Source organism: Mycobacterium sp. 852002-30065_SCH5024008 (assembly GCF_001665645.1).
Lineage (GTDB): Bacteria > Actinomycetota > Actinomycetes > Mycobacteriales > Mycobacteriaceae > Mycobacterium > Mycobacterium paraffinicum.
Map to the genome: position 1 here is coordinate 23,219 of NZ_LZSZ01000172.1, position 23,514 is coordinate 46,732.

A 23,514-nucleotide genomic window follows, 5' to 3' on the forward strand; every position below is an offset into this window, starting at 1 on the left:
AGGAACGCGGTGGCGGCTAGCAGCGGCCACCGCGTTCGCCATTCAGTTCATCAATACCTGTGGCGAAAGTTCCTTCAGCATCGCGTTGGCCCAGCGCATCTGGCGCAGCGTCTCGGGGTGGCAGCGCGACGCCAAGCTCAGCAGTTCGGGATCCTTGGCGGCCTGCGCGCCCTGGGCCAGCAGCTCCCAATCCAGTGACGCCCCCGCCGCCAGGCGGTGAATCCGCCGCAAGTCGGCGAGCAGCACCAGGCCGGGCTCCGGCCGGTGCCGCAAGATGCCGCTCATCCAGGACTGCACCCCTCCGGTGATCACGCGGGTGCGGGGCTCGGCGGACAGGTGCAGACCGTAGTGGCGGCCGTGCTCGGCCAGTTCGTTCAGGTGCTGCTGCGACCAGCCGGCCAGGTCTTGCGCCAGGTGATTGATGTCCTGGTCGCTGTGGTGCCGCGCGGCCACCAGGTTGAGCTTGTGGGCCAGCTTGCGTTCGGAGCGGTGCAGCTCGCGGATCGCCATTTTGAGCTTCATCGCCGGCCCCCGGTCGCCAGGACTTCGGTCACGCCGGCGGCCGCCCCGCCAGCCGTGGCGGGCACCGTCCCATTGACCGGCGCGGACGCCGTGGTGGTGGGCGCGTGCGCGGCGCCGTTTCTTTCGGCCTGGCCCGCTCGACTCTTCTGGATCCGAGCGGCCGCGGTCTTGTAGATCGGCTGCTTGGAAACAGGATCCCAATCGGTGGGGGTGAGTTCGTTGCCGGCCCGCTGGTGGGCCTTGCTGCCGGTGTCCCAATAGCCGTAATGGAAGGGCACGAACAAGACGCCGTCGCGGATGCCGCAGATGCGGGCGGCGCAGGTGACGCGGCCGCGCGGCGTGCCCACTTCCACAAGGTCGCCCTCGCCGATGCCCAGTCGCCGGGCGTCGGGTTCCGAGACTTCCACCCAGACGTCGGGCGCGGCATCCTGAAGTTGTTGTGCCCTAGCGGTTTTCGTGCGGGTGTGGAAGTGGTAGACGGTGCGGCCGGTGATCAACGCGAACGGATACTCGGAGCTGGGTCGCTCGTGCGGGGGAAGGTATTCGGCCGCCCTGATGATGGCCTTGCCGAAGGGATTCATGGAGCGGTATTCATCCGGCTGCAACGGGGCGCCCGTGATCAGGTCTTTGCCGTAGGCCTCGCAGTAGTCCGGTGCCGCCCAGAACTTGGCGTCGGCGTAGAGCCGTTCGGTGCCGTCGGGATGCTCTGCGTTGCAAGGCCACTGGATGCCGCTGCCGCCACGCAGCTTCTCATAACTCAGGCCGGTGTAGTCGCACGGCCGGCCCGCGGTGCATTGCTTCCACGCCTCGAACGCCGACTCGGGATCGGTCCACGGCGGGAACGGTTGGCCGTCCTTGTCGCGGAAATCCATCCGACGGGCATAGTCCAGGAAGATGTCGAGATCCGAACGCGCGGAACCCGGTGGCTCCACGGCCTTTTCGGACAGGTGGACGGTGCGGTCCGCGTTGGTGAAGGCACCGGTCTTCTCCCCCCACGCCGCGGCCGGCAACACCACGTCGGCCAGCGCAGCGGTCTCGGTCATGAAGATGTCCTGGACGATGAGGAACAGCCGCTCCTGGGAGAAGATGTCACGGATTCGCGGCAACTCCGGCAGGGACACCGCGGGATTGGTGGCGGTTACCCACAACATCCGCAGGGTCCCCTCCTCGGCGAAGCGGAACATCTGCATGGCATGGGTCGGCGGGGCGTAGTGCGGAATCTGGAGGGGCTCCAGGTTCCACAACTTCGCCAGTTCCTTGATGTGGGAGTCGTTGGACCAGTTGCGGAAGCCGGCCAGGTCCCCGTCCGCGCCGCACTCGCGGGTGTTCTCGGCGGTCGGCTGCCCGTTCATCTGCAGCACTCCGCAGCCGGGCTTGCCCAGCATGCCGCGCACCAGGTGAATGTTGTTGACCTGCACCGCCGCCGCGGTCGCCTGGTGTGATTGATAGAAGCCCTGCAACACGGTGGACAGCAACCGCTCGGCGGTGCCGAGTAGCCGCGCCGCGCGCCGGATGTCCTCGGCCGCCACCCCGCAAATCTCGGCGACCCGTTCCGGCGGGAACTCCTCGACCCGGCTGCGCAGCTCGCCGAAACCGACTGTGTGCGTGTCGATGTAGTCCCGGTCGATCCAACCGTGGCCGATGATCTCGTGCAGCAGGCCGTTCATCAACGCCACGTTGGTGCCGGGCAGCGGCGCGAGGTGAACGGTGGCGTGCCGGGCAACCGGCGTGAGCCGGGGGTCGACGCACACGATCGCCGGCGGCGAGTTGCCGGCCAGCCGGTCCAGCATCCTGGCCCACAACACCGTTTGCGTCTCGGCGACGTTGTGGCCGAACAGCGCGATGACGTCGGCATGGTCGACGTCGGTGTAGGAACCCGGCTGTCCGTCGCAGCCGAACGATTCCTTGAGGGCCTCGGCGGCCGTCGCGGTGCACAGGCGGGTGTTGCCGTCGACGTGGTTGGTGCCGATCGCCCCGTGCGCGATGGCCCCCTGGGTGTAGTACGCCTCGAGGAACAACTGCCCGGAGGTGTAGAAGCCGATGGAACTGGGGCCGTAGTTGTCGAGGAGTTGCCTGCTGCGAGCCACGATGTGGTCCATCGCGGTGTCCCAGTCGCACGGCCTCAATTCGCCGCCGACTCGAATCATCGGACTGGCCAACCGGTCTCGCGAGTTATTGGCCTGCCAGCCGAACAGGTCTTTGGGGTCGAGCCGGCCGTGGTTGACCCGGTCGACGGCGCGGCCCCGCACCCCCACGATCCGCCCGTCCTTGACGGCGATGTCCAGGCCGTCTCCGTTGGAATGCAACACGGCCGCCGACTGCACCCAGCGGTCCACCGACTCGGGCGTGACGCCGTCGGCCAGGTAGGTGTCGACGCGCTCGGGCCACCGCGTGCCCGGTTCGTACGGTGTCCGCGTTCCCCAGGGTTCCGCGATCCGGTCTACTGTCACGCCGGGGGCGTACCCGGCCGCCGGTGTCCAAAACGTCGTGGCCGGGGGGTCAGCGGCTGCTCTACAGCCCGAACTCGGCCTCGATGCCGTCGATCCCGGCCCGAATGGCCTTCAGCGCGTCGGCGCGGGCGCGCAACTTCGTTGCGGCGTGGGCGTGTTGGTGCAGACCGGCGAATTCACGCGCGGCCTCCTCGGCCCGACTCACCACCATCTCCGGCAGCACGATCTCGTCGACGAAGCCGGCGGCCAGCGCGGTCTCACCGAAGAACGTCTTGGCGAGCCCGGCGGCTTGCTGGTAAGCCGACTGCGTCAGCCGCAGCTTCATGATCTCCAGCGCCGCGTACGGGATGACCATGCCGATCGCCACCTCGTTGGCCTGAATGTTGTAGGCGTGCGCGGCCACTCGATGATCGCCGGACGACAGCAGGAACGCCCCCATCGCGATGGCGTGGCCGGTGCAGGCCATCACGACCGGCTTGGGATGGGACAGCAGCCGATAGGACAGCTCGAAGCCGCCCCGCAGCATGTCGATCGCCGGCTGCGCCTCGCCCGAGGTCAGGATCTTCAGGTCGAATCCGCCACTGAACACCCGGTCGTTGCCGGTGATCACCAGCGCCCCGGCGTTGTCCGCCTCGGCCCGGTCGATCGCCTCGCCCAGCGCCTGCTGCATCGTCGGACCCAAGGCGTTGACCTTGCCGTCGTCCATCTTGATGACCGCGATGGAATCCTTGAGGCTGTAGTGGACCGGGCCGCTCATCGGTTGCTGGCTCCTTGCCGTCACGCGGGCTGACTGTGGTGTTTGCCCAGGTCGTCCTCGGCATCGCCCCAGCGCAGGCTGACATCGGTGGGCTCATCGACCTGGCGGGTGCGCCATCTGTCCTGCGTTTCCCGCACCGCACCGTTGATCCGTTCGATCTCGCTGCGGAACACCTCGGGACGGGTTTCCTTACTCGCGTAGTGGAAGTAGGTCAGCAGCCCGCGCAGCAGCTCCAGCTTCTGCTTCTCCCGCTTCGCCAGGTCGTGGGTCGTCATCAGCTCGATGCGCTGGACGGGCGGCAGGGAGTCCCAGTCCAGCACCACCTGGGTCTCCAGCGGAACGCGCTCGCGCTCCCAGAACCGCCGCCCGTGCCGCCGCTCCGGCCGGTCGAAGTAGCTGATGGTGCCCGTGAAGCGAGACTCGATGCCACTGCCGATCTCGGCGCGGTCGAGCGCCGAATCCCACACCATGCGCCATTCCTGGCCGGGGGCCAGCACCGGCAACTCGCGGGGGAGTCGCAGTTCGGCGACGTCGGCGTAGCCATCGGTGGCGTTCTCGTATTCGGCCACCGTCGGCGGATTCATGAACGAGAACGTGATGTCGTACGCCGCGGTCTGACCGAAGTTCCTGACCACCAGTTCGATGACGTGCCAGTCGGCGGGATGCGGTTCCATGAACATCGCGACTTGCGGCCGGGTCTGCTCCGCGACCAGTCGGCGATTGCGGGTGATCTGCCGGTTGGTGAAGATCAGCGTGACGACGGCGAGCGCAATCGCCGCCCACGCCGCCCACGCGATCCAGGTGCTGGACCCAACGTGCGTCATTCCGTGCCAGCCGTCCTGGATCCACCCCATGGAAGCCACCCTCCGCTTATATCACAGGCCGATTGCCGGCTCGTCCCGATCGAGCGATCGCCGCCCGCCTCAGCCGCCCATCAGCATTCGCCACTGCGCCAGGTCTGCGGCGCGATAGACGTAGTTGGAACGCTTGACTTCCGACAACGATGCGCTCGGTTCCGCCGAATACCAGTGCCCGGGAAAAACCGTCGGGTCACCGGGCAGGGTCGCGAGTTGCTGCAGGCTGCGGTACATCTCGTCGGAGTCGCCGCCGGGAAAGTCGGTCCGGCCGCAGCCCTCCAGGAACAACGTGTCACCGGCCACGAGGCGACCATCGAGCAGGAAGCACTGGCTGCCGGGCGTGTGGCCCGGCGTGTGCAGCAACTCGATCTCGATGTCGCCGATGCTGACCTTGTCGTGATTCTCGTGGGCGGTGAGGTCACCCATGCCGATCCCGGTGACTCGCGAAACCCATTGTGCCTCATGGGTATTGACATGAACCGGCACGGCTTTCCGTTCCAGCAGCTCGGCCAGGCCCTGCAGGGTGAAGCCCATCATCGATCCGCCCACGTGGTCGGGATGATGATGGGTCACCAGCACCCCCGACAGGTGCATGCCGTCGGCCTCGAGCGTGTCGAGCAGTTCGCCGGCGGCGTAGGCGGGGTCGACCACCACGCAATCGCCCGTTTCACGGTCGCCGATCAGGTAGGCGAAGTTGCGCATTTGGGTCGCAAACATGTCGCCGGCGGCGAAATCGCGCCCCGAGAGCAGTTGCCGAAAGTACAGCCGGTCCGTTGACACGTGACCAGACTAGGACGTGCCCGCGAAGGGTCCGCAGCGCGCACGCGACTGAGGGGTCCAAAGCCCGTGGTTTGGTCCGGTTGCGCGCCAGGTTGTACCCTCTTTTAGGCCCGCGGCACTGTCGATTCGGGTGAACGGCCCCCTTAGCTCAGTCGGTAGAGCGTTTCCATGGTAAGGAAAAGGTCAACGGTTCGATTCCGTTAGGGGGCTCGGCGGACGCCGAGCAGGCGCGGCGGCTCAACCCCAAATGGGGTGGCCAGAGGCGATGTAGCTCAGTCGGTTAGAGCGAACGACTCATAATCGTTAGGTCGCCGGTTCGAGTCCGGCCATCGCTACAACACAACAATGCACTTTTGAGAGATTTGAGAGAGAACCGTCATGGCTTCCAGTACCGACGTACGGCCGAAGATCACCTTGGCATGCGAGGTGTGCAAGCACCGCAACTACATCACCAAGAAGAATCGGCGGAACGACCCCGACCGCATGGAGCTGAAGAAGTTCTGCCCGAACTGCGGCAAGCACCAGGCGCACCGAGAGACGCGCTAGCAGCGCCCGCGAGTGATTATTCAGACTGACTAGGTAGATTCTAGAGCCGTGCCGTTAACCGAAGACATCATCGGTATGCACTACCGCTATCCCGACTATTACGTCGTGGAGCGGGAGAAGATCCGCGAGCACGCCGTCGCCGTGCAAAACGACGACGCTGCATTCCTCGAGGAGAAGGCGGCGGCAGAACTCGGGTATGACGGGCTGTTGGCCCCGTTGACGTTCATCTGCGTGTTCGGCTACCAGGCGCAGACGGCGTTTTTCAAGTACGCGAACATCGCCGTCCAAGACGCGCAGATCGTTCAGGTCGACCAGGTGCTGAGGTTCAAGGCGCCGATCGTGGCGGGCGACAAGCTGTACTGCGACGTCTATGTGGATTCAATGCGGGTGTCGCACGGCACCCAGATCATCGTGACCAAGAACATCATCACCAACGAAGCCGGTGACGTTGTGCAGGAGACCTTCACGACCCTGGCGGGTCGTGCGGGTGAGGATGGAGAAGAGGGATTTTCTGATGCCACTGCGTGAGTTCAGCTCGGTGAAGGTGGGTGACCAGCTCCCCGAGCGGACCTACCCGCTGACCCGTCAGGATCTGGTGAACTACGCGGGCGTCTCGGGCGACCTGAACCCGATCCACTGGGACGACGAGATGGCCAAGGTCGTCGGGCTGGACACCGCGATCGCGCACGGCATGCTGACCATGGGCATCGGTGGCGGCTACGTCACCGCGTGGATCGGTGACCCCGGTGCGGTCACCGAGTACAACGTGCGGTTCACCGCGGTGGTGCCGGTGCCCAACGACGGCAAGGGCGCCGAGCTGGTCTTCAACGGCCGGGTGAAGTCGGTCGACCCGGAGACCAAGTCCGTGACCATCGCGCTGACGGCCACCACCGGCGGCAAGAAGATCTTCGGTAGGGCCATCGCGTCCGCGACTCTCGCGTAGCGGGGCCTGTTAATGGCGCTAAAAACCGATATCCGCGGAATGATCTGGCGGTACCCGGACTACTTCGTCGTGGGCCGTGAACAGCTCCGCCAGTTCGCCTTGGCCGTCAAGGACCGCCACCCGGCCCACTACAGGGAGGACGCGGCCGCCGCGCTCGGCCACGAAGCGATCCTCGCGCCGCTGACCTTCGCGACCATCTTCGCCAAGCTGGTCCAGCTGGATTTCTTCCGGCACGTCGACATCGGCATGGAAACTCTGGTGATCGTGCAGGTCGATCAGCGGTTCGTGTTTACCAAGCCGATCAAGGCCGGCGACAAGCTGTGGGCCCGGATGGACGTAATGTCGGTGGACGAGCGGTTCGGCGCCGACATCGTGGTCACCAAGAACATGTGCACGAACGAGCAGGGTGAGCTGGTCATGGAGGCCTACACCACGCTGATGGGCCAGCACGCCGACCAGGCGGAGAACCTGCGTTGGGACCCGGAGTCCGGGCAGGTCGTCAGAACGGCGTAATTAGTATCTGACTCGCGCGTCGATGTACACTCGGACCTCGGGGTTTTCCCAGCATCAGCGCGCTTTCCGTGAAGTCGAGCAATCGGAAGGCGCGCGTGTCATGTAAGCCCCGGTAGGTAAGCGCAGGTTGGCCTGCCAACCGCGAAGGGGCGTAGCTCAACTGGCAGAGCAGCGGTCTCCAAAACCGCAGGTTGCAGGTTCAAGTCCTGTCGCCCCTGCTGAACACGAAGGCGTGCCATGGTGGACACTGGAATAGTGGACGTCCACCACGGGACGGCCTGCGGGATACTAGCAAACTTAAGGAGCATGCGGTGAGCGACGAAGGCGACGCTGCCAACGACGCCACAAGCGACGGCGCTGACAGGGAGGACGACCGCGCGAACGGCGGTCGGACCGCTGTGGTGACGCGGCCGCAGCGCCCCACCGGCAAACGATCCCGGCAGCGGGCGGCCGACACCGGCGAGGACATCGACGTAGAGTCGGCGGACGAGGGCGAGGTTGCCAAAGCGGACAAGGCCACCAAGGGCGCCAAAGCCAAGAAGGCCAAGAAACCGAAGAAGCCAGGGGACCGTTCGGCCAACCCGTTCGTGTTCGTCTTCAACTACCTCAAGCAGGTGGTTGCCGAGATGCGGAAGGTTATTTGGCCCAACCGCAAGCAGATGCTCACCTACACATCGGTGGTGCTGGCGTTCCTGGCTTTCATGGTGGCGCTGGTCGGCCTCGCGGACTTCGGCCTCACCAAGCTTGTGCTGCTGGTGTTCGGCTGAGCGAGAAGATAGAGAGGACTGAAAACCGTGACTACCTTCGACGGTGACACGTCCGCGGGTGAAGCGGTCGACGTAGAAGAGCGCGCAGAGGGCGCTGCGGAGGCCCCGGAAACAGCCGCGGAAACGGTCGCAGAAGCGGCCCCGGAAACGGACGCCGAAACCTCAGCGGCCGAGGCTTCCGAGGAGTCGGCCGAAGAGGTCGACCCGGCGGCCGCGCTCAAGGCGGAACTGCGCCGCAAGCCCGGCGACTGGTACGTCATCCACTCCTACGCGGGATACGAGAACAAGGTCAAAGCCAATCTCGAGACCCGTGTGCAGAACCTGGACGTCGGCGACTACATCTTCCAGGTCGAGGTGCCCACCGAAGAGGTCACCGAGATCAAGAACGGTCAGCGCAAGCAGGTCAATCGCAAGGTGCTGCCCGGCTACATCCTGGTGCGCATGGATCTGACCGACGACTCGTGGGCCGCGGTGCGCAACACGCCGGGCGTCACCGGTTTCGTCGGGGCGACGTCGCGCCCGTCGGCCCTGACGCTCGACGACGTGGTCAAGTTCCTGCTGCCGCGGGGCGCGGCCAAGAAGGCCGCTAAGGGCGCGGCCACCACCGCCGCGGCCGCCGAGGCGGGCGGGCTGGAGCGTCCGGCCATCGAGGTCGACTACGAGGTCGGCGAATCGGTGACGGTCATGGACGGGCCATTCGCCACGCTGCCGGCGACCATCAGCGAGGTCAACGGCGAACAGCAGAAGCTCAAGGTGCTGGTGTCGATCTTCGGCCGCGAAACGCCGGTCGAATTGACGTTCAGCCAGGTCTCCAAGATTTAGCTCGGGCCCTTACGCCCACCCCCAGGAAGGAACACCAACATCTCATGGCCCCGAAGAAGAAAGTCGCTGGGCTGATCAAGCTGCAGATCGTGGCGGGGCAGGCCAACCCTGCGCCGCCGGTCGGACCCGCGCTCGGCCAGCATGGCGTCAACATCATGGAGTTCTGCAAGGCCTACAACGCGGCCACGGAGAGCCAGCGCGGCCAGGTCATCCCGGTGGAGATCACGGTCTACGAGGACCGCAGCTTCACCTTCGCCCTCAAGACGCCGCCCGCCGCCAAGCTGCTGCTCAAGGCCGCCGGCGTGGGCAAGGGCTCGGCCGAGCCGCACAAGACCAAGGTCGCCAAGGTCACCTGGGACCAGGTTCGTGAGATCGCCGAGACCAAGAAGACCGATCTCAACGCCAACGACATCGACGCCGCCGCCAAGATCATCGCCGGCACCGCCCGGTCGATGGGGATCACCGTCGAATAGTTCGAACACCAACACAGTGGGACGACGATGCGGGCCGCTGGCGACCCGAGGAGAAGTCCGACAAAATCAAACACCGTGGGAGGGCCAGCTTCGGCCCGCTAACCACGACCCAACACCGGATTGGATGAATCAATGAGCAAGAACAGCAAGGTATACCGCGCCGCCGCCGAGAAGGTGGACCGCAACAACCTGTACAGCCCGCTCGAGGCGGCCAAGCTCGCCAAGGAGACCGCGTCGGCCAAGCAGGACGCGACGGTCGAGGTGGCGATCCGGCTCGGCGTCGACCCCCGCAAGGCGGACCAGATGGTCCGCGGCACGGTCAACCTGCCGCACGGCACCGGTAAGACCGCCCGCGTCGCGGTGTTCGCGGTCGGCGACAAGGCCGAGCAGGCACAGGCCGCCGGCGCCGACATCGTCGGGAGCGACGACCTGATCGAGAAGATCCAGGGCGGCTTCCTGGACTTCGACGCCGCGATCGCGACCCCCGACCAGATGGCCAAGGTCGGCCGCATCGCTCGCGTGCTGGGCCCGCGCGGCCTGATGCCGAACCCCAAGACGGGCACCGTCACGCCCGACGTCGCCAAGGCCGTCGCCGACATCAAGGGCGGCAAGATCAACTTCCGCATCGACAAGCAGGCCAACCTGCACTTTGTCATCGGCAAGGCGTCCTTCGACGAGAAGGCCCTCGCCGAGAACTACGGCGCCGCGCTCGACGAGGTGTTGCGGCTCAAGCCGTCCGCCTCGAAGGGCCGCTACCTGAAGAAGATCACCGTGTCGACGACCACGGGCCCGGGCATCCCGGTCGACCCGGCCGTCACCCGCAACTTCGCGGACGCCTGAGTTTCTTCGCCGACGCGAATCACCCGCCACACTCCGCGATGCGGCGGCGCAGGAACTCGCGGCCCGGCTCGGAACCGTTGACTCGCAACGCTTCTCGGTACCAGATGACGGCATCGGCCGGCCTGCCCGCACGCCTGAGCAGGTCGGCGCGCACCGTCGCGACCAGATTGGAGCGGGCGAGCCGGGGGTCGTGGGCCACCTCGTCCAGGGCCGCGAGGCCGGCGTCGGGTCCGTCGCGGAAGCCGATCGCCAGGGCGCGGTTGGCGCGCACGACGGGCGAGTCGGTCAGCCCCAGCAGCCGGTCGTAGGCCGCGCAGATGGTGGCCCAGTCGGTCTGGTCCCAGGACGGCGCCGTCGCGTGCAGCGCGGCGATCACCGCCTGTGGCAGATAGGGGCCCGTCGAACCCTCGGCCCGGCGTAATCGGTCCAGCCCCCGGGCGATTCGGCCGCGGTCCCACCGGCGACGGTCCTGCTCCTCGAGCGGCACCAGCATTCCGGCGTCGTCGACCCGGGTGGCTCGTCGCGAATCGTGCAGCAGCACCAGGGCCGCCAGCGCGTGGGCCTCGGGCTCGTGCGGCATCAGCGCGCACAGCTCGCCGGCCAGCCTGATCCCCTCTTCGCACAGCTCGTCGCGGATCGCCGACGGGCCCGCCGTGGACCAATAGCCTTCGGTGAACACCGAGTAGACGCAACCGAGCACGTGCGGAGTGCGTTCGGGCAGCAACTCGGCGGGCGGCACCCGCAACGGGATGTTGGCGTGCCGAATCTTGTTCTTGGCGCGCGTGATTCGCTGCCCGATCGCCGCATCGGTCTGCAGCAGCGCGCGGGCGATCTCGGGGACGGTCAGCCCGGATACCAGCCGCAGGGTGAGCGCCAGTTGGGATTGGCGGTCCAGGGCGGGGTGCGCGCAGGTGAACATCATCCGCAGCTCGTCGTCACGAACGGGGGACGGGTCGGTGTGATCGGTGCGTGCCCGGATTTCGTCTATCACGGCCGCCAATTCCTTTCCGGGACGGACGGATTCGCGGCGCAGGCGGTCGCGCGCCCGGTTGCGGGCGACGGTCACCAGCCAACCGCCGGGATTGTCCGGCAGGCCGTCACGGCCCCAGCTGCGAAGCGCCTCGGCGCAGGCTTCCTGGACGGCGTCCTCCGCGATGGTGAGGTCGCCGGACCACCGCGCGAGCGCGGCGACGGCGGCCCCCCATTCCCGACGAAAGACGCCGTCCAGGTCGGACACCGGCGACGCTCAGAGCCCCGAGAGCCCAGCCAGCTGCCGCACCTGCACCGTCGAGGCGGGGATCATCGAGGCCAGCTTGACGGCCTCTTCGCGGTCCGCGGCACTCAACAGATAGATCCCGGTGGCGATTTCGGCGCCTTCCACATAGGGCCCGTCGGTGATCAGGACCTCGCCATCGCGCACCCGCACGGTCGTTGCCGTGGACCGATCGTGCAACGCGGCGCCGCCGATGATGTGATCGCCTGCGGCCGCATGGAGATCGGCGTGCTTTGCCGCCACCGCTTCCCACTCGGGTGTGCCCGGCGTGTGCGCGGATTCGGCTGGCTCCAGCAGCAGCGCGAGCCAGTCGTTGCCGGTGAGCCCGCGGGACAGCTCGACCGAGTGCACCGTGGGCCAGACCTCCACCGCGCCGAACGTGGCGAGCGGGACGTCACGCGCCAACGCCAGCGCCTCGTCGAGGTTTTCGGCTTCGAACAGGTAGAAGCCGCAGGCCACTTCGGCGGATTCGGCGAAGGGGCCGTCGGTGACCACCGGCGCATCCGGGCCGCCGGTGATGACCGCCGCGGCGGCGGCGGGCGCCAGGGCGTCCCCGGATTTGATCGCCGCGCCGGCCTTGGCGTGAAACTTTCCCCAGGCGGCCATCGCGTCCGGGCCTACGGGCGCGCGGTCCTGTTCCCTGCTGATCAATAAGGCGAAGTACTGCATCTCTCGTCACCTCCAGATAGCGAGCGAAGCCCCGTGCTCCACTCTCTACCTATCCGACGAACGACGCAGCCCTAATCCGACAGCGGCGGAGAAATCAGCTGACGGCTCCCGGCTTCAGGTACGTCACCAGGCTGACGTCGAGCGCCTCGTCGGTGAAGTAGTACTCGCAGCCGCGCAGGTACTTGATGTAGCGGTTGTAGACCTCTTCGGACGTGACCTCGATGGCCTTCTGCTTGTTGGACTCCAGTGTGTCGCCCCAGATGTGCAGCGTTTTGATGTAGTGCGGTCGCAGTGAAAGCGGTGCGGGTACAACGAATCCCGCCTTCTCGCCATGGTCGACCATCATCTGGGTGGACGGCAGCCGGCCACCCGGGAAGATCTCGGTGAGGATGAACTTGATGAACCGGGCCGTCTCGAACGTCAGCTTCTTGCCGCGGGCGGCCAGGTCGTACGGGTGGTAGCTGACACTGCTCTGAACGGTCATCCGGCCGTCGTCGGGCATGATGTCGAAAGTCCGCTTGAAGAAGTCGTCGTAGTTCTCGTGCCCGAAGTGCTCGAAGGCCTCGATCGACACGATGCGGTCGACGGGCTCGTTGAAGTCCTCCCAGTTCTGCAACCGCACCTCACACGACCGGTTGGTGTCGATGGAGGCCAACACCTGCTCACAGCGGGCGTGCTGGTTCTTGGACAGGGTCAGGCCGATGACGTTGACGTCGAACCGCTCGACCGCGCGCTTCATGGTGGTGCCCCAGCCGCAGCCGATGTCCAGCAGGGTCATCCCCGGCTTGAGGTCCAGCTGGTCCAGGTTCAGGTCGATCTTGGCGTACTGGGCCTCTTCCAGCGTCATGTCGTCACGCTCGAAGTAGGCGCAGCTGTAGGTCCGGGTGGGGTCTTGGAACAGGGCGAAGAAGTCGTCGGAGACGTCGTAGTGCGCCTGAATGTCCTCGGGGGCCGTGCGTATCTTCGTCGGGCTAGCCGGTTGATCAGCCATTTTCGTCTGGTTCTCCTGGATGAAGTTCACTGCGTATTTCCCACGGCTTTGCCTCGGGGGTGTGACGTGCAACGATACCCAACTCTACTTTTCCAGCGTGAATTGGTTGCAGTCGATGTACCCGGTGCGGAAAGCCCCGGCGCAGCCGGTCAGGTATTTCATGTAGCGCTCGTAGACCTCTTCGGACTGGATCCTGATGGCTTCGTCCCTGTGCGCCTGCAGGGTGCCGGCCCACAGATCGAGGGTCCTGGCGAAGTCGCTCCGCAGAGACTGGACGCCAGTCACCCGGAAGCCGACCTTCGCCGAGTGCTCCTCGATTTTCTCGATCATCGGCAGCCGTCCGCCCGGGAAGATGTCGGTCAGGATGAACTTGATGAACCTCGCCCAATTCATCGTCAGGGGCAGGCCACGCTCGATGGCCTGCTTTCCGTGCAATGCCGTGATCGAGTGGAGCAGCATCACGCCGTCGTCGGGCAGGGCGGCGTAGGCGAATTTGAAGAAGTCGTCGTAGCGGTGAAAGCCGAAGTGCTCCAACGCCTCGATGGTGACGATGCGGTCCACCGGTTCGCTGAAGTCGGCCCAGTCGCACAGCAGCGCCCGCCGCGACCGGCCGGTGTCGATGCCGTCGAGCACCTGCTGGCAATAGGCATGCTGATTTTTGGACAGGGTCAGCCCGACGACGTTGACGTCGTATTTCTCGGCGGCGCGTTTCAACACCGAACCCCAACCGCAGCCGACGTCGAGCAAGGTCATCCCCGGCTCGAGCCCCAGCTTGTCGAGCGTCAGGTCGAGCTTGGCGAGCTGCGCCTCCTGCAAGGTCATGTTCTCGCGGGGGAAATACGCGCAGCTGTAGGTGCGGGTCGGATCCTGGAAGAGCGCGAAGAATTCGTTCGACAGGTCGTAATGCGCCCGTACGTCGTCGAGATTGGACCGCGTACGAATAGCACCGGCCGGGTTGTCGGACATATCCCTCCCGAGCGGACGGGCACCAGAGAGGCGACCATCCTCGGGCGAGGCTACTCGCCGGGGATCGAAAACACCGCATTTGCGCGCGCGTGCGCCGGAGTTTTCGCGGGTCTGCCTCTCGGCCCCCGCGCAGGCGCTACTTGGTCAGCGTGTACTGGGCAACGTTGGAGATGCCCTTGCGGAACAGGTTCGCGCAGCCGGTGAGATAGCGCATGAAGCGGTCGTAGACCACTTCGGACTGGATGGCGATGGCGCGCTCGCGATTGGCCTCCAGATTGGCCGCCCACATGTCCAGGGTCCGCGCGTAATGCGGCTGCAGGTATTGGATCTGCTCGAGCGAGAAACCGCTGTCGCGTGAGAGGTCGACGATATCGGGTTCACCGCACATCTGCCCGCCGGGGAAGATCTCCTTGCCGAGAAAGTGCAGGAAACGCAGGTCTGACATCGTGATTTTCATGCCGACTTCGCGCCAGTGCGACTGCGGATGCGTGAAGATGCTGTGCATCAGCATCCGGCTGTCATCGGGGAGGGTCTTGTAGGCCCAATCCCAGAACGCGGGCCAACGTTCCTTCTTGAACGCGTCGAAGGCCTCGAAGCTGATGATCCGATCGACCTGCTCGTCGAACTCTTCCCAACCCTGCAGCCGGGCCTCGGCCCGCCGCGTCGTGGGAACGGCGGCCAGCCGTTCTTTGGTGCGCGCGTAGTGGTTGCGGCTCAGCGTGATGCCGATGACGTTCACGTCGTATTTCTCAACCGCGCGAACCACGGCCCCACCCCAGCCACACCCGACGTCGAGCAGCGTCATGCCCGGCTCGAGGTTCAGCTTGTCCAGCCCCAGATCGAGCTTGGCGAGCTGCGCCTCTTCCAGCGTCATGTCGTCGTTCTTGAAGTAGGCGCAGGTGTACACCATGTTGGGGTCGAGGAACAGCGCGAAGAAGTCGTCTGAGATGTCGTAGGTTGCCTGCGACTCTTCGTAATACGGCTTCAGTTTGGCCATTGGTGGACCCACCTCCTTGGACAACCGTACAACTCCGCGATACGGACTGGGCTCGCGGGGGAAGCGTTTCGTGCGAGTTGTTTTGGCTCAGTTCGCCTTGGCGAAGTTGCCCGCCAGCACGCCGATCACCTGGTCCCACAACTGCTGTGGCAGATCATGGCCCATCCCGTCAAATAACACCAATCGGGCACCGTCGATGGTCCTGGCCACCGCGCGGCCGCCGAACGGCCGCATCAGCTTGTCCGCCCGGCCGTGAATCACCACGGTCGGGGCGGCGGTCCGCCGGTTGTAATGCCTCAGGCTGCCGCTGCCCAGCACGGCGTCGAAATGCCGGGCGACACCCCAGGGGTAGTAACTGCGCTCGTAGCTTTCGATGGCCTCGGCCCGAAGTTGCTCCTCGGAGGCCAAAAAGCGCCGGCTGCCGATGATCTTGCTGACCCGGATGGAGTTGTCGACGATCACGTCGCGCGGCGAGCTCGGCGGCGGCCCCTTGATGAGGGCCAGCAGCTGGCGCGGACCGGGCGGCGGCAGGAAGGCCGAATTGTTGCTGGAGAAGATGACTCCGAGGGTTCTCGTCCGCTCGTGGAATCGCGCCGCGAAAATCTGGGCGATCATGCCGCCCATCGACGCGCCCACGATGTGCGCGTGCTCGATGCCCAGATGATCCAGCACGGCCGCGGCGTCGTCGGCCATGTCCTCGAGCTTGTATGCCGCTTCGCTCGGCAGGCCCAGCCAGGAGCGCGCGAGCCGCGTCACCAGCGGCTGACCCGAGCTGCGGTGCTGGGTTTTGCTCGACAGCCCGACGTCCCGGTTGTCGTACCGGATGACGCGCAGCCCGTGGCGGACCAGCCGCTCGCAGAAGCCGGTTCGCCACAACAGCAGCTGGGCGCCCAGCCCCATGATCAGTAGCACCGGTGGGTCGTCGATGTCGCCCATGTCCTCGTAGTAGAGCTTCAGGTCGCGGGAGGTGGCGTGCCCCGTGCGGATCTGCATCAGATTTCTTCGGACTGGTGCTCGCGGCTTACCTCGACCATGAAGTTCGCGAAGTAGCCGGTCAGCTGCGGATCGGACATCATCTGCCACTTGGGCGCGAGCAATTTCATGTACCGCTCGACGTAGAGGAACTGCTTGCCGATCAGCACCAGCTCGCGGGGCAGCTTGACGTCGTAGGCGTCGGCCAGGGCCGACAGCTGCCGCCCGATGTCGGCGTAGGACAGGTCCCCCAGCGTCTGCATGGTCAGCGGGGTGGCGAAGCGCTCCAGGTCCTTGGCGGCCTCGGCTTCGGGCTTCATGGTCCCGACGGCGCCCATCAGCACGACGATCTTGCCCGCCGCGGCGTGGTCCTTCTTGACCAGCAGCGCGTACACCAGCTCGCGCAGCAGCCAGCGGGTGCGCGGGTCGATGCGGCCCATGATCCCGAAGTCGAAGAACACGATGCGGCCCTGGTCGTCGACGTAGAGGTTGCCGGCGTGCAGGTCGCCGTGGAACAGCCCGTGCCGCAGGCCGCCCTCGAAAAGCGAGAACAGCAGCGCCTTCACCAGTTCGACCCCGTCGAACCCGGCCTTGCGGATGGCGGCGACGTCGTCGATGCGGATGCCCTGCACGCGCTCCATCGTCAGCACCCGCTCGGAGGTGAAGTCCCAATGCACCTGCGGCACCCGGATGTTCTTACCCAACGGCGACGCGTGCAGGTGCGAGACCCACGCGTCCATCGACTGCGCCTCGAGCCGGAAGTTCAGCTCCTCGGCCAGGTTGTCGGAGAAGTCGGCGACCACGTCCTGCGCCGAGAGCCGGCGGCCCAGCTTGGCCAGTTCGACGGCCTGGGCGAAGCGTTTGAGGATCTGCAGGTCGGCGGCCACCCGGCGCCGGATGCCCGGGCGCTGGATCTTGACGACCACCTCCTCGCCGGTGTGCAGGGTCGCGTAGTGCACCTGGGCGATCGACGCCGACGCGAACGGCGTCTCCTCCCACTTGGCGAACAGGTCGGCGGGATCGCCCCCGAGCTCCTCGACGAAGAGTTTGTGGACCTCTTCGGTGTCGGCGGGCGGCACCCGGTCGAGCAGGCCGCGGAATTCGCGGGACAGCGATTCGCCGAACGCCCCGGGGCTGGACGCGATGATCTGACCGAATTTCACGTACGTCGGGCCGAGGTCGGCGAAGGTCTGCGGGAGCTGCTTGAGCACCTTCTGCTGCCACGGGCCCTTGCCCGGCAGCTTCGTGACGACGCGCGCGGCGGTGCGGGTGACCTGCCAACCGGTGACGGCCACCCGGGCCGCTTCCACCGGCAGCGGCACCCGGTCGAGCCTGGCCACGTCTCGATGTTTGGTAGAGCTCATCCCAGCAGTCTGCCAAATCGGCGGAGTCAGTCCCAATTTCTCTAGCTCGGACGTCCGTCGCCTTTCCAGGGTTGCACCCACCCCTGGATCGCCCAGCCCTCCAGCCCGGCGATCAACTCGTACATGGTCGCGCCGTCGATGGTCTCGCGGATGATGTCGGCGTGCCCGGCGTGCCGGGCCAACTCGTTGATCACATGCAGGATCACCCAGCGCACCGACCAGGCCTCCTGGTCCTTGGGAAACCACGGGATGTCCTGCGGAACCGGCACCGCCGCGTCGAGGTCCGCGGTCTCCGCCAGGCGCAGCGACCTCGCGTTCTGTTCTTCGAATGCCCGCAGCAGGCCGGCCAGCGTCTCGTCGGGCCGCATCACGTGCTGATCCGCGAACTCCTTGGTGATCTGTTCGAACGGGCGAGTGTCTTTCGGCGGCGCGTCCGGGGCGGCCGCGACCCGCGCCATCCAGCTGCGCTGCATCCCGGTGGCGTGCTTGATCAGCCCGCCGATCGACAGCGCGCTGACCGACGGGGTCGACCGCGCCTGTTCGTCGGTCAGGCCGTAGGACACCGCGAAATACGCGCTTTGGTGGTAGGCCAGGTATTCGCGCAGGGCGCTGCGTTCGTCGGCTACGGGCCGGGCAAGAGCGGGCATTCTCAGGCCTTCCGGTCGGTGATCTGGCGATGAACGTAGAGGTCTCGAAGACAAGCGATCTCGGCGCCGTGGTGGATCGCTTCCCGGTTGATGTGCAGGACGAGCTCACTCAGCTGGTGCTCAGCGTAGGGCCCCTCCGCGGGACCGCAGCGGCGGCTTAGATCCGCTGCCGAGAGCGACCGCACTCCGTTGATCCACTTGGCGTAGCAGTCATCGAGCTGTCTTAATGCGGTGGCGGCGTCGGTGGCGTAGTTCCAACTCAGGTAGTCGGCGGGCGGCCCACCGAAATGGTTGTGGTTGCGCATGGCGAAAACTCCGACGATGACGTGTGCCACGCGCCAGGCGATCGTGGTGAACGGCGGCGGGGTGGGGGCCGGGTAGGTGTAGTCCACCGAACCGTCCGGCTGTACCGTCCAGCAGTTCGGCACCGGCCGCCAGAAATACTCGTGATCGGTCAGGCCTTCCAGCCGAGGGCGCAGATGTCCCCGCCAGTGCCAGTCGAGCTGGTCGGCCAGTTGGGTGGTGATGTCCGCCATGGCGCCTAGCTTTCCAGCAGTGGGTGACACCCGTAAGGTTCGGGGATGCAGCTGGTTTCGGCCCACTCGACCGAGCTGTTCGTCGGGCCGCCGGACACACCGTTGCAGCTCGCCCGCGTCACCGTTTCCGCAGTGGCCGCCCCGACCCCGGTCCGGGTCGACGGGGACGGTTTGACCGGGGAGGCCGTGGCCGGGGTCGGCGACGAGGTGATCGAGGTCCCGGTCAGGGTGGAACGTCCGGTCGTCGGGCAGCGGCGGGCGGCCCGGGCGCTGGCCGCCGGCGCTGCCGAGCCGTTCGAGTTCGTCGTGGCCGAGCCCGGCTGGACCATGTTCATGGTCAGCCACTTCCACTACGACCCGGTCTGGTGGAACACCCAGGGCGCCTACACCAGCGAGTGGACCGAGGACCCGCCGGGACGCGCCCGGCAGACAAACGGCTTCGCGCTGGTGCACGCGCACCTCGAAATGGCCCGCCGCGAGCCCGAGTACAAGTTCGTGCTGGCCGAGGTCGACTACCTCAAGCCCTATTGGGACACCCGCCCCGAGGACCGCGCCGACCTGCGCCGGTTCATCGCGCAGGGCCGGGTCGAGGTGATGGGCGGCACGTACAACGAACCCAACACCAACCTGACCAGCCCGGAAACAACCATCCGAAACCTGGTGCACGGCATGGGCTTTCAGCGGGATGTGCTGGGCGCCGACCCGGCCACGGCCTGGCAGCTGGACGTGTTCGGCCACGACCCGCAGTTCCCCGGGCTGGCCGCCGACGCCGGGCTGACGTCGAGCTCGTGGGCCCGGGGCCCGCACCACCAGTGGGGGCCGGCGCTGGGCGGCGGGGACGTCGAGCGGATGCAGTTCAGCAGCGAGTTCGAATGGATCTCGCCGTCGGGCCGCGGCCTGCTCACCCATTACATGCCCGCGCACTATTCGGCGGGCTGGTGGATGGATTCGGCGACGTCGGTGGCCGAGGCGGAGGACGCCACGCTCGAGCTGTTCGAACAGCTCAAAAGGGTCGCGCTGACGCGAAACGTGCTGCTGCCCGTGGGCACCGACTACACGCCGCCGAACAAGTGGGTCACCGCAATCCACCGCGACTGGGCCGCGCGCTACACCTGGCCGCGCTTCGTGTGCGCGCTGCCGCGGGAGTACTTCGCGGCCGTCCGCGCCGAACTGGCCGAGTGCGGTCTCGCGCCGTCGCCGCAGACCCGGGACATGAACCCGATCTACACCGGCAAGGACGTCTCCTTCATCGATACCAAGCAGGCCAACCGGGCCGCGGAGAACGCCGTCCTGGAGGCCGAGCGGTTCGCCGTGTTCGCCGGGCTGATGGCCGCCGCCGAGTACCCGCAGGCGGCGCTGGCCAAGGCGTGGGTACAGCTCGCGTACGGGGCGCACCACGACGGCATCACCGGCTCGGAATCCGACCAGGTCTACCTCGACCTGCTGACCGGCTGGCGCGACGCGTGGGAGCTGGGCCGCGCGACGCGCGACGCGTCGCTGGCGCTGCTTTCCAGCGCGGTCGACGGTGACGTCGTGGTGTGGAACCCGCTGGCGCAGACGCGGACCGACGTCGTCACCGCGCGGCTCGACCCGCCGCTCGCGGGCGGGGTCCGGGTGCTGGACGCCGACGGTGCCGAGTTGCCCGCACACGTCGAGCACGGCGGCCGGTCGGTCACCTGGCTGGCGCGGGAGGTGCCGTCGTTGGGGTGGCGGGCCTACCGGCTGGTTCCCCACGACGGCCCGAGCGGCTGGGAACCCGTGGCGGGCTCGGCGATCGCGAACGAGCACTACCGCTTGGAGGTCGACCCCTCGCGCGGCGGGGGAGTCGTGTCCCTGGTCGCGGACGGCCGTGAGCTGATCGCCGAGGGCCGGGTGGGCAACGAGCTCGCGGTCTACGAGGAGTACGCGGCGCACCCGACGCAGGCCGAGGGCCCCTGGCACCTGCTGCCGAAGGGGCCGGTGGTGTGCTCGTCGGAGTCACCGGCCCGGCCGCGGGCCTACCACGGCCCGCTGGGGCAGCGGATCGTCGTCACCGGGCGCATCGGCACCCTGCTGCGCTACACCCAGACCCTGACGCTGTGGCGCGAGATACCGCGAGTGGACTGCCGCACCACCATCGACGAATTCACCGGGGCCGACCGCCTGGTGCGGCTGCGCTGGCCGTGCCCGGTGCCGGGCGCCATGCCGGTCAGCGAGGTCGGTGACGCCGTCGTGGGGCGCGGCTTCGCGTTGCTGCATGACGGGACCGAATCGGTGGACACCGCGCGGCACCCGTGGACGCTGGACAACCCCGCCTACGGCTGGTTCGGCCTGTCCTCGGCGGCGCGGGTCCGGGTGGGCCCGCCGCACAGCCAAGCCGTGCGCGCGATCTCGGTGGCCGAGGTGGTGTCGCCTGACGAGGCGGTGTCCGGTCCGCTCGCCCGCGAGCTGATGGTTGCGCTGGTCCGCGCCGGGGTGACGGCGACCTGCAGCGGCGCGGACAAGCCGCGCTACGGCCACCTCGACGTCGATTCGAACCTGCCCGACGTGCGCATCGCGCTGGGCGGACCGGCCAGCAACGCGTTCACCAAGGCGGTGCTGGCGCAGGCGGAGCCGGTGTACGCGGAAGACCTCGACCGCCAGTTGGCGACGACGGGGCGGGCCAGGGTCTGGGTGCCGGCCGCGACGCAGTTGGCCGCGGTGTGGGTGCCGAGCGCGGACCTGCGCGCGCCGGACGCGCTGCCGGTGCTGGTGATCGCCGGCCGCGACGCGGAGAGCCTGGCCGCCGAGATCGCGTCGGTGGCCGACGACCTCGGCGACGCCGAAATCGTCGTAAGCCAAGGGGCGCCGGCGGGAACCGGCGAATTCGAGGACCGCACCGTCGCCCTGCTCAACCGGGGCGTGCCCAGCTTCGCCGTCGACGCCGAGGGCACCCTGCACACAGCGCTGATGCGGTCCTGCACCGGTTGGCCGTCGGGCATCTGGATCGACGAGCCGCGCCGCACCGCCCCGGACGGCTCGAACTTTCAACTGCAGCACTGGACACACGTCTTCGACTACGCGCTGGCCTGCGGGGCGGGTGACTGGCGGCGCGCCGAGATCCCCAGCCGCAGCGCACAGTTCTCCCACCCGCTGCTGGCGTGCGCGTCCGGCCGGGCGGGCGGCGCGTCGCCCGCGGCGGGATCCCTGCTGGGCGTCGAGCCCGCCGGCCGGGTGCAGCTGGCGGCGCTCAAGGCGGCCGGCAACCCGCTGACGGCGGGTAGCGCCCGGCCGGTCGACCCGAGCGCGGTGGCCCTGCGATTGGTGGAGACGACGGGGTCGCCAGCCAGCGTGGTGATCGGCTCGGACATCGGCGAGGTCAGCGACTTCCGCGACGCCGACCTTCTCGAAAAGCCGCGCGCCGGCAGCCGCCCGCTCGGCCTGCACGGCTATCAGGTGGCCACCGTGCTGGCCCGATTCCAAGCGCCCCCCGTGCCGACGGGGCCGCGCGTGGTGGCCCCGCAGGCGGAAGCCGCCCAGCCGTTGTACGCGCGCTACTGGCTGCACAACCGGGGCCCCGCACCGCTCGGCGGGCTGCCGGCCGTCGCTCATCTGCATCCGGCGCGGGTGGCCGCCGAGCCCGGCGACGAGGTCATGCTGCGCCTCACGGCGGCCAGCGACTGCAGCGACGCCACCCTGACCGCGGCGGTCACGCTGGTGTGTCCGCAGGGCTGGTCGGCCAAGCCCGACGAGCTACCCCTGACACTGCGCAGCGGCGAATACCTCGAGACCGACGTGGCGGTGTCGGTGCCCGCCCGCGCCGAGCCGGGGCTGTACCCGGTCCGCGCCCAGCTCCGCATCGGCGGGGAAGAGGTCCCGCCCGCGTGGCGACAGACGGTCGAGGATGTCTGCCTGGTCGAGGTCGGCGCGTGCCACGAGGCGCAGCCGGTCTACCTGGTCGACGGGCCGACCGACGTCGAGTTGACCGCCGGTGCCTCGGCGGTGCTGACCGTCAGGGTCGGCACCCACGCCGGTGCGGACCTCGCGCTCGAGGCGCACTTGATCAGCCCGTGGGGCACGTGGGAGTGGCTGGGCCCCGCCGCAGTGGGTGCCGTGCTGCCCGCGCACGGCACCGTTGACGTGCACTTCGACGTGAGCCCGCCGGCCGGGCTGGACCCCGGCCACTGGTGGGCCCTGGTCCGGTTCGGCTGCGCCGGCCGGCTGGTCTACACCCCGGCGGTACGGGTGACGGTGACATGAGCGTGGTCGCGACGGTTGCCGGCGTTCCGGTCCTTGTCGACGAGGTCGACGTGGCCGAAGCGCGGTTGCGCGGCGGGCCGGCCGCGGCCGCGCTGCCGGCCGGCGGCACCGCGGAGGGGCGTCAACTGCGGCGCTGGCTGACCCAGCTGATCGTGACCGGGTGGGTTGTCGCCGCCGAGGCCGACGCGCGCGGCCTGAGCGGGGCGGGTGCGCCGACCGAGGCCGAGCTGCTCCCCGACGCGACGGCCCGGCTGGAGCTCGGCAGCGTCGCCGCGGCCGCGCTGGCCGACCCGCGGGCGCGGGCGCTGTTCGCCTACATCACCGCCGCGGTGCGGGTCACCGACGAGGAGGTGGCCGCCTACCACGCCCGCAACCCGCTCCGGTTCGCCGAAGTGCGTCACGAGCAGCACGGCTGGCGGGGCCCGGCACTGGTCGGGCCGCCGCTGGACGACGTGCGGCCGGCGATCGCCGACCACCTGCGGGGTGCCGCGCGGCGGCGCGCCTTCCGGGTCTGGCTGGACGCACGGCGGGCCGAGCTGGTGCGGCTCGCTCCCGGCTACGAGCATCCCGGCGACCCCCGCCAACCCGACAACGTCCACCGGCACTGATCG

The 23,514-nt window shown here is 67.7% G+C and carries 24 protein-coding genes and 3 tRNA genes; 13 read left to right on the forward strand and 14 right to left on the reverse strand.

What is annotated here, in order from left to right; translation table 11 throughout:
• Positions 1 to 42: 42 nt before the first annotated feature.
• The 5 genes from A5781_RS21730 to A5781_RS21750 form a co-directional block, all read right to left on the reverse strand.
• On the reverse strand, positions 43 to 522 hold the full coding sequence (locus A5781_RS21730; protein ID WP_067211686.1) for a hypothetical protein: 480 nt from the start codon (positions 520 to 522) through the stop codon (positions 43 to 45).
• Positions 519 to 2,972 carry a molybdopterin oxidoreductase family protein gene (locus A5781_RS21735; RefSeq protein ID WP_067211689.1) on the reverse strand — a complete coding sequence of 818 codons (2,454 nt, stop codon included), beginning with the start codon at positions 2,970 to 2,972 and terminating at the stop codon, positions 519 to 521. Before A5781_RS21735 ends, A5781_RS21730 begins: the two co-directional genes overlap by 4 nt.
• Positions 2,973 to 3,033: 61 nt before the next feature.
• A complete protein-coding gene (locus A5781_RS21740; protein ID WP_067211692.1) occupies positions 3,034 to 3,729 on the reverse strand; it encodes a crotonase/enoyl-CoA hydratase family protein in 696 nt (231 codons plus the stop codon).
• A 20-nt stretch (positions 3,730 to 3,749) separates the two neighbouring features.
• On the reverse strand, positions 3,750 to 4,583 hold the full coding sequence (locus A5781_RS21745) for a hypothetical protein (protein ID WP_067211695.1): 834 nt from the start codon (positions 4,581 to 4,583) through the stop codon (positions 3,750 to 3,752).
• Between the two features lie 69 nt (positions 4,584 to 4,652).
• Positions 4,653 to 5,366 (reverse strand): MBL fold metallo-hydrolase, encoded by a 714-nt coding sequence (locus A5781_RS21750; RefSeq protein WP_067211698.1) that lies wholly within the window; start codon positions 5,364 to 5,366, stop codon positions 4,653 to 4,655.
• Positions 5,367 to 5,503: 137 nt separating this feature from the next.
• Here A5781_RS21750 and A5781_RS21755 point away from each other — a divergent pair.
• The 11 genes from A5781_RS21755 (at position 5,504) to rplA (ending at position 10,270) form a co-directional block, all read left to right on the forward strand.
• Positions 5,504 to 5,576: transfer RNA gene (locus tag A5781_RS21755), tRNA-Thr, on the forward strand.
• Positions 5,577 to 5,627: 51 nt separating this feature from the next.
• Positions 5,628 to 5,701 (forward strand) — tRNA-Met (locus tag A5781_RS21760).
• Between the two features lie 43 nt (positions 5,702 to 5,744).
• A complete protein-coding gene (rpmG, locus tag A5781_RS21765) occupies positions 5,745 to 5,912 on the forward strand; it encodes a 50S ribosomal protein L33 (protein WP_007167776.1) in 168 nt (55 codons plus the stop codon).
• A gap of 48 nt (positions 5,913 to 5,960) precedes the next feature.
• On the forward strand, positions 5,961 to 6,440 hold the full coding sequence (gene hadA / locus A5781_RS21770) for a (3R)-hydroxyacyl-ACP dehydratase subunit HadA (RefSeq protein ID WP_067211701.1): 480 nt from the start codon (positions 5,961 to 5,963) through the stop codon (positions 6,438 to 6,440).
• A complete protein-coding gene (hadB, locus tag A5781_RS21775; protein WP_067211706.1) occupies positions 6,427 to 6,855 on the forward strand; it encodes a (3R)-hydroxyacyl-ACP dehydratase subunit HadB in 429 nt (142 codons plus the stop codon). The genes hadA and hadB overlap by 14 nt, the downstream gene beginning before the upstream one ends.
• Before the next feature lie 12 nt (positions 6,856 to 6,867).
• Positions 6,868 to 7,368 (forward strand): (3R)-hydroxyacyl-ACP dehydratase subunit HadC, encoded by a 501-nt coding sequence (gene hadC, locus A5781_RS21780; RefSeq protein ID WP_067211708.1) that lies wholly within the window; start codon positions 6,868 to 6,870, stop codon positions 7,366 to 7,368.
• Positions 7,369 to 7,513: 145 nt separating this feature from the next.
• Positions 7,514 to 7,586: transfer RNA gene (locus A5781_RS21785), tRNA-Trp, on the forward strand.
• 93 nt (positions 7,587 to 7,679) lie between these two features.
• Positions 7,680 to 8,135 carry a preprotein translocase subunit SecE gene (gene secE / locus A5781_RS21790; RefSeq protein ID WP_067211711.1) on the forward strand — a complete coding sequence of 152 codons (456 nt, stop codon included), beginning with the start codon at positions 7,680 to 7,682 and terminating at the stop codon, positions 8,133 to 8,135.
• 27 nt (positions 8,136 to 8,162) lie between these two features.
• Positions 8,163 to 8,957, forward strand: coding sequence for a transcription termination/antitermination protein NusG (gene nusG / locus A5781_RS21795; RefSeq protein ID WP_067211713.1), 795 nt, complete (start codon positions 8,163 to 8,165; stop codon positions 8,955 to 8,957).
• Positions 8,958 to 9,001: 44 nt separating this feature from the next.
• Complete coding sequence (rplK, locus tag A5781_RS21800) at positions 9,002 to 9,430, forward strand: 50S ribosomal protein L11 (protein WP_067211717.1); 429 nt, start codon at positions 9,002 to 9,004, stop codon at positions 9,428 to 9,430.
• 132 nt (positions 9,431 to 9,562) lie between these two features.
• Entirely contained in the window at positions 9,563 to 10,270 is a 708-nt protein-coding gene (gene rplA / locus A5781_RS21805) for a 50S ribosomal protein L1 (protein ID WP_067211722.1), read from the forward strand.
• Between the two features lie 19 nt (positions 10,271 to 10,289).
• Here the strand turns inward: rplA and A5781_RS21810 are convergent, their stop codons facing one another.
• The 9 genes from A5781_RS21810 to A5781_RS21850 all read right to left on the reverse strand — a co-directional run bounded on the left by A5781_RS21810 (position 10,290) and on the right by A5781_RS21850 (position 18,685).
• Positions 10,290 to 11,507: an RNA polymerase sigma factor gene (locus A5781_RS21810; protein ID WP_067211725.1), complete on the reverse strand. Its 1,218-nt coding sequence runs from the start codon at positions 11,505 to 11,507 to the stop codon at positions 10,290 to 10,292.
• Positions 11,508 to 11,516: 9 nt separating this feature from the next.
• Positions 11,517 to 12,212, reverse strand: a complete 696-nt coding sequence (locus A5781_RS21815) for a YciI family protein (RefSeq protein ID WP_067211728.1) — start codon at positions 12,210 to 12,212, stop codon at positions 11,517 to 11,519.
• Positions 12,213 to 12,306: 94 nt separating this feature from the next.
• Complete coding sequence (gene mmaA4, locus A5781_RS21820; protein WP_067211892.1) at positions 12,307 to 13,203, reverse strand: hydroxymycolate synthase MmaA4; 897 nt, start codon at positions 13,201 to 13,203, stop codon at positions 12,307 to 12,309.
• Between the two features lie 84 nt (positions 13,204 to 13,287).
• Positions 13,288 to 14,169: a cyclopropane mycolic acid synthase family methyltransferase gene (locus A5781_RS21825; RefSeq protein ID WP_067211730.1), complete on the reverse strand. Its 882-nt coding sequence runs from the start codon at positions 14,167 to 14,169 to the stop codon at positions 13,288 to 13,290.
• A gap of 136 nt (positions 14,170 to 14,305) precedes the next feature.
• Positions 14,306 to 15,166: a cyclopropane mycolic acid synthase family methyltransferase gene (locus tag A5781_RS21830; RefSeq protein ID WP_067211737.1), complete on the reverse strand. Its 861-nt coding sequence runs from the start codon at positions 15,164 to 15,166 to the stop codon at positions 14,306 to 14,308.
• An 87-nt stretch (positions 15,167 to 15,253) separates the two neighbouring features.
• Entirely contained in the window at positions 15,254 to 16,159 is a 906-nt protein-coding gene (locus tag A5781_RS21835) for an alpha/beta fold hydrolase (RefSeq protein ID WP_067211740.1), read from the reverse strand.
• Positions 16,159 to 17,502 (reverse strand): AarF/ABC1/UbiB kinase family protein, encoded by a 1,344-nt coding sequence (locus A5781_RS21840; RefSeq protein WP_067211743.1) that lies wholly within the window; start codon positions 17,500 to 17,502, stop codon positions 16,159 to 16,161. Before A5781_RS21840 ends, A5781_RS21835 begins: the two co-directional genes overlap by 1 nt.
• Positions 17,503 to 17,543: 41 nt before the next feature.
• Positions 17,544 to 18,149 carry a DinB family protein gene (locus A5781_RS21845; protein WP_067211746.1) on the reverse strand — a complete coding sequence of 202 codons (606 nt, stop codon included), beginning with the start codon at positions 18,147 to 18,149 and terminating at the stop codon, positions 17,544 to 17,546.
• A gap of 2 nt (positions 18,150 to 18,151) precedes the next feature.
• Positions 18,152 to 18,685: a DinB family protein gene (locus tag A5781_RS21850; protein WP_067211748.1), complete on the reverse strand. Its 534-nt coding sequence runs from the start codon at positions 18,683 to 18,685 to the stop codon at positions 18,152 to 18,154.
• A gap of 45 nt (positions 18,686 to 18,730) precedes the next feature.
• Between A5781_RS21850 and A5781_RS21855 the strand changes: the two genes are divergently transcribed.
• Together A5781_RS21855 and A5781_RS21860 are read left to right on the forward strand one after the other, a co-directional pair.
• The gene (locus tag A5781_RS21855) at positions 18,731 to 22,903 is read left to right on the forward strand and encodes an NEW3 domain-containing protein (RefSeq protein ID WP_067211751.1); all 4,173 of its coding nucleotides are present in this window, start codon (positions 18,731 to 18,733) and stop codon (positions 22,901 to 22,903) included.
• A complete protein-coding gene (locus A5781_RS21860; RefSeq protein ID WP_067211754.1) occupies positions 22,900 to 23,511 on the forward strand; it encodes a malonyl CoA-ACP transacylase in 612 nt (203 codons plus the stop codon). Before A5781_RS21855 ends, A5781_RS21860 begins: the two co-directional genes overlap by 4 nt.
• The last annotated feature ends 3 nt before the right edge of the window (positions 23,512 to 23,514 follow it).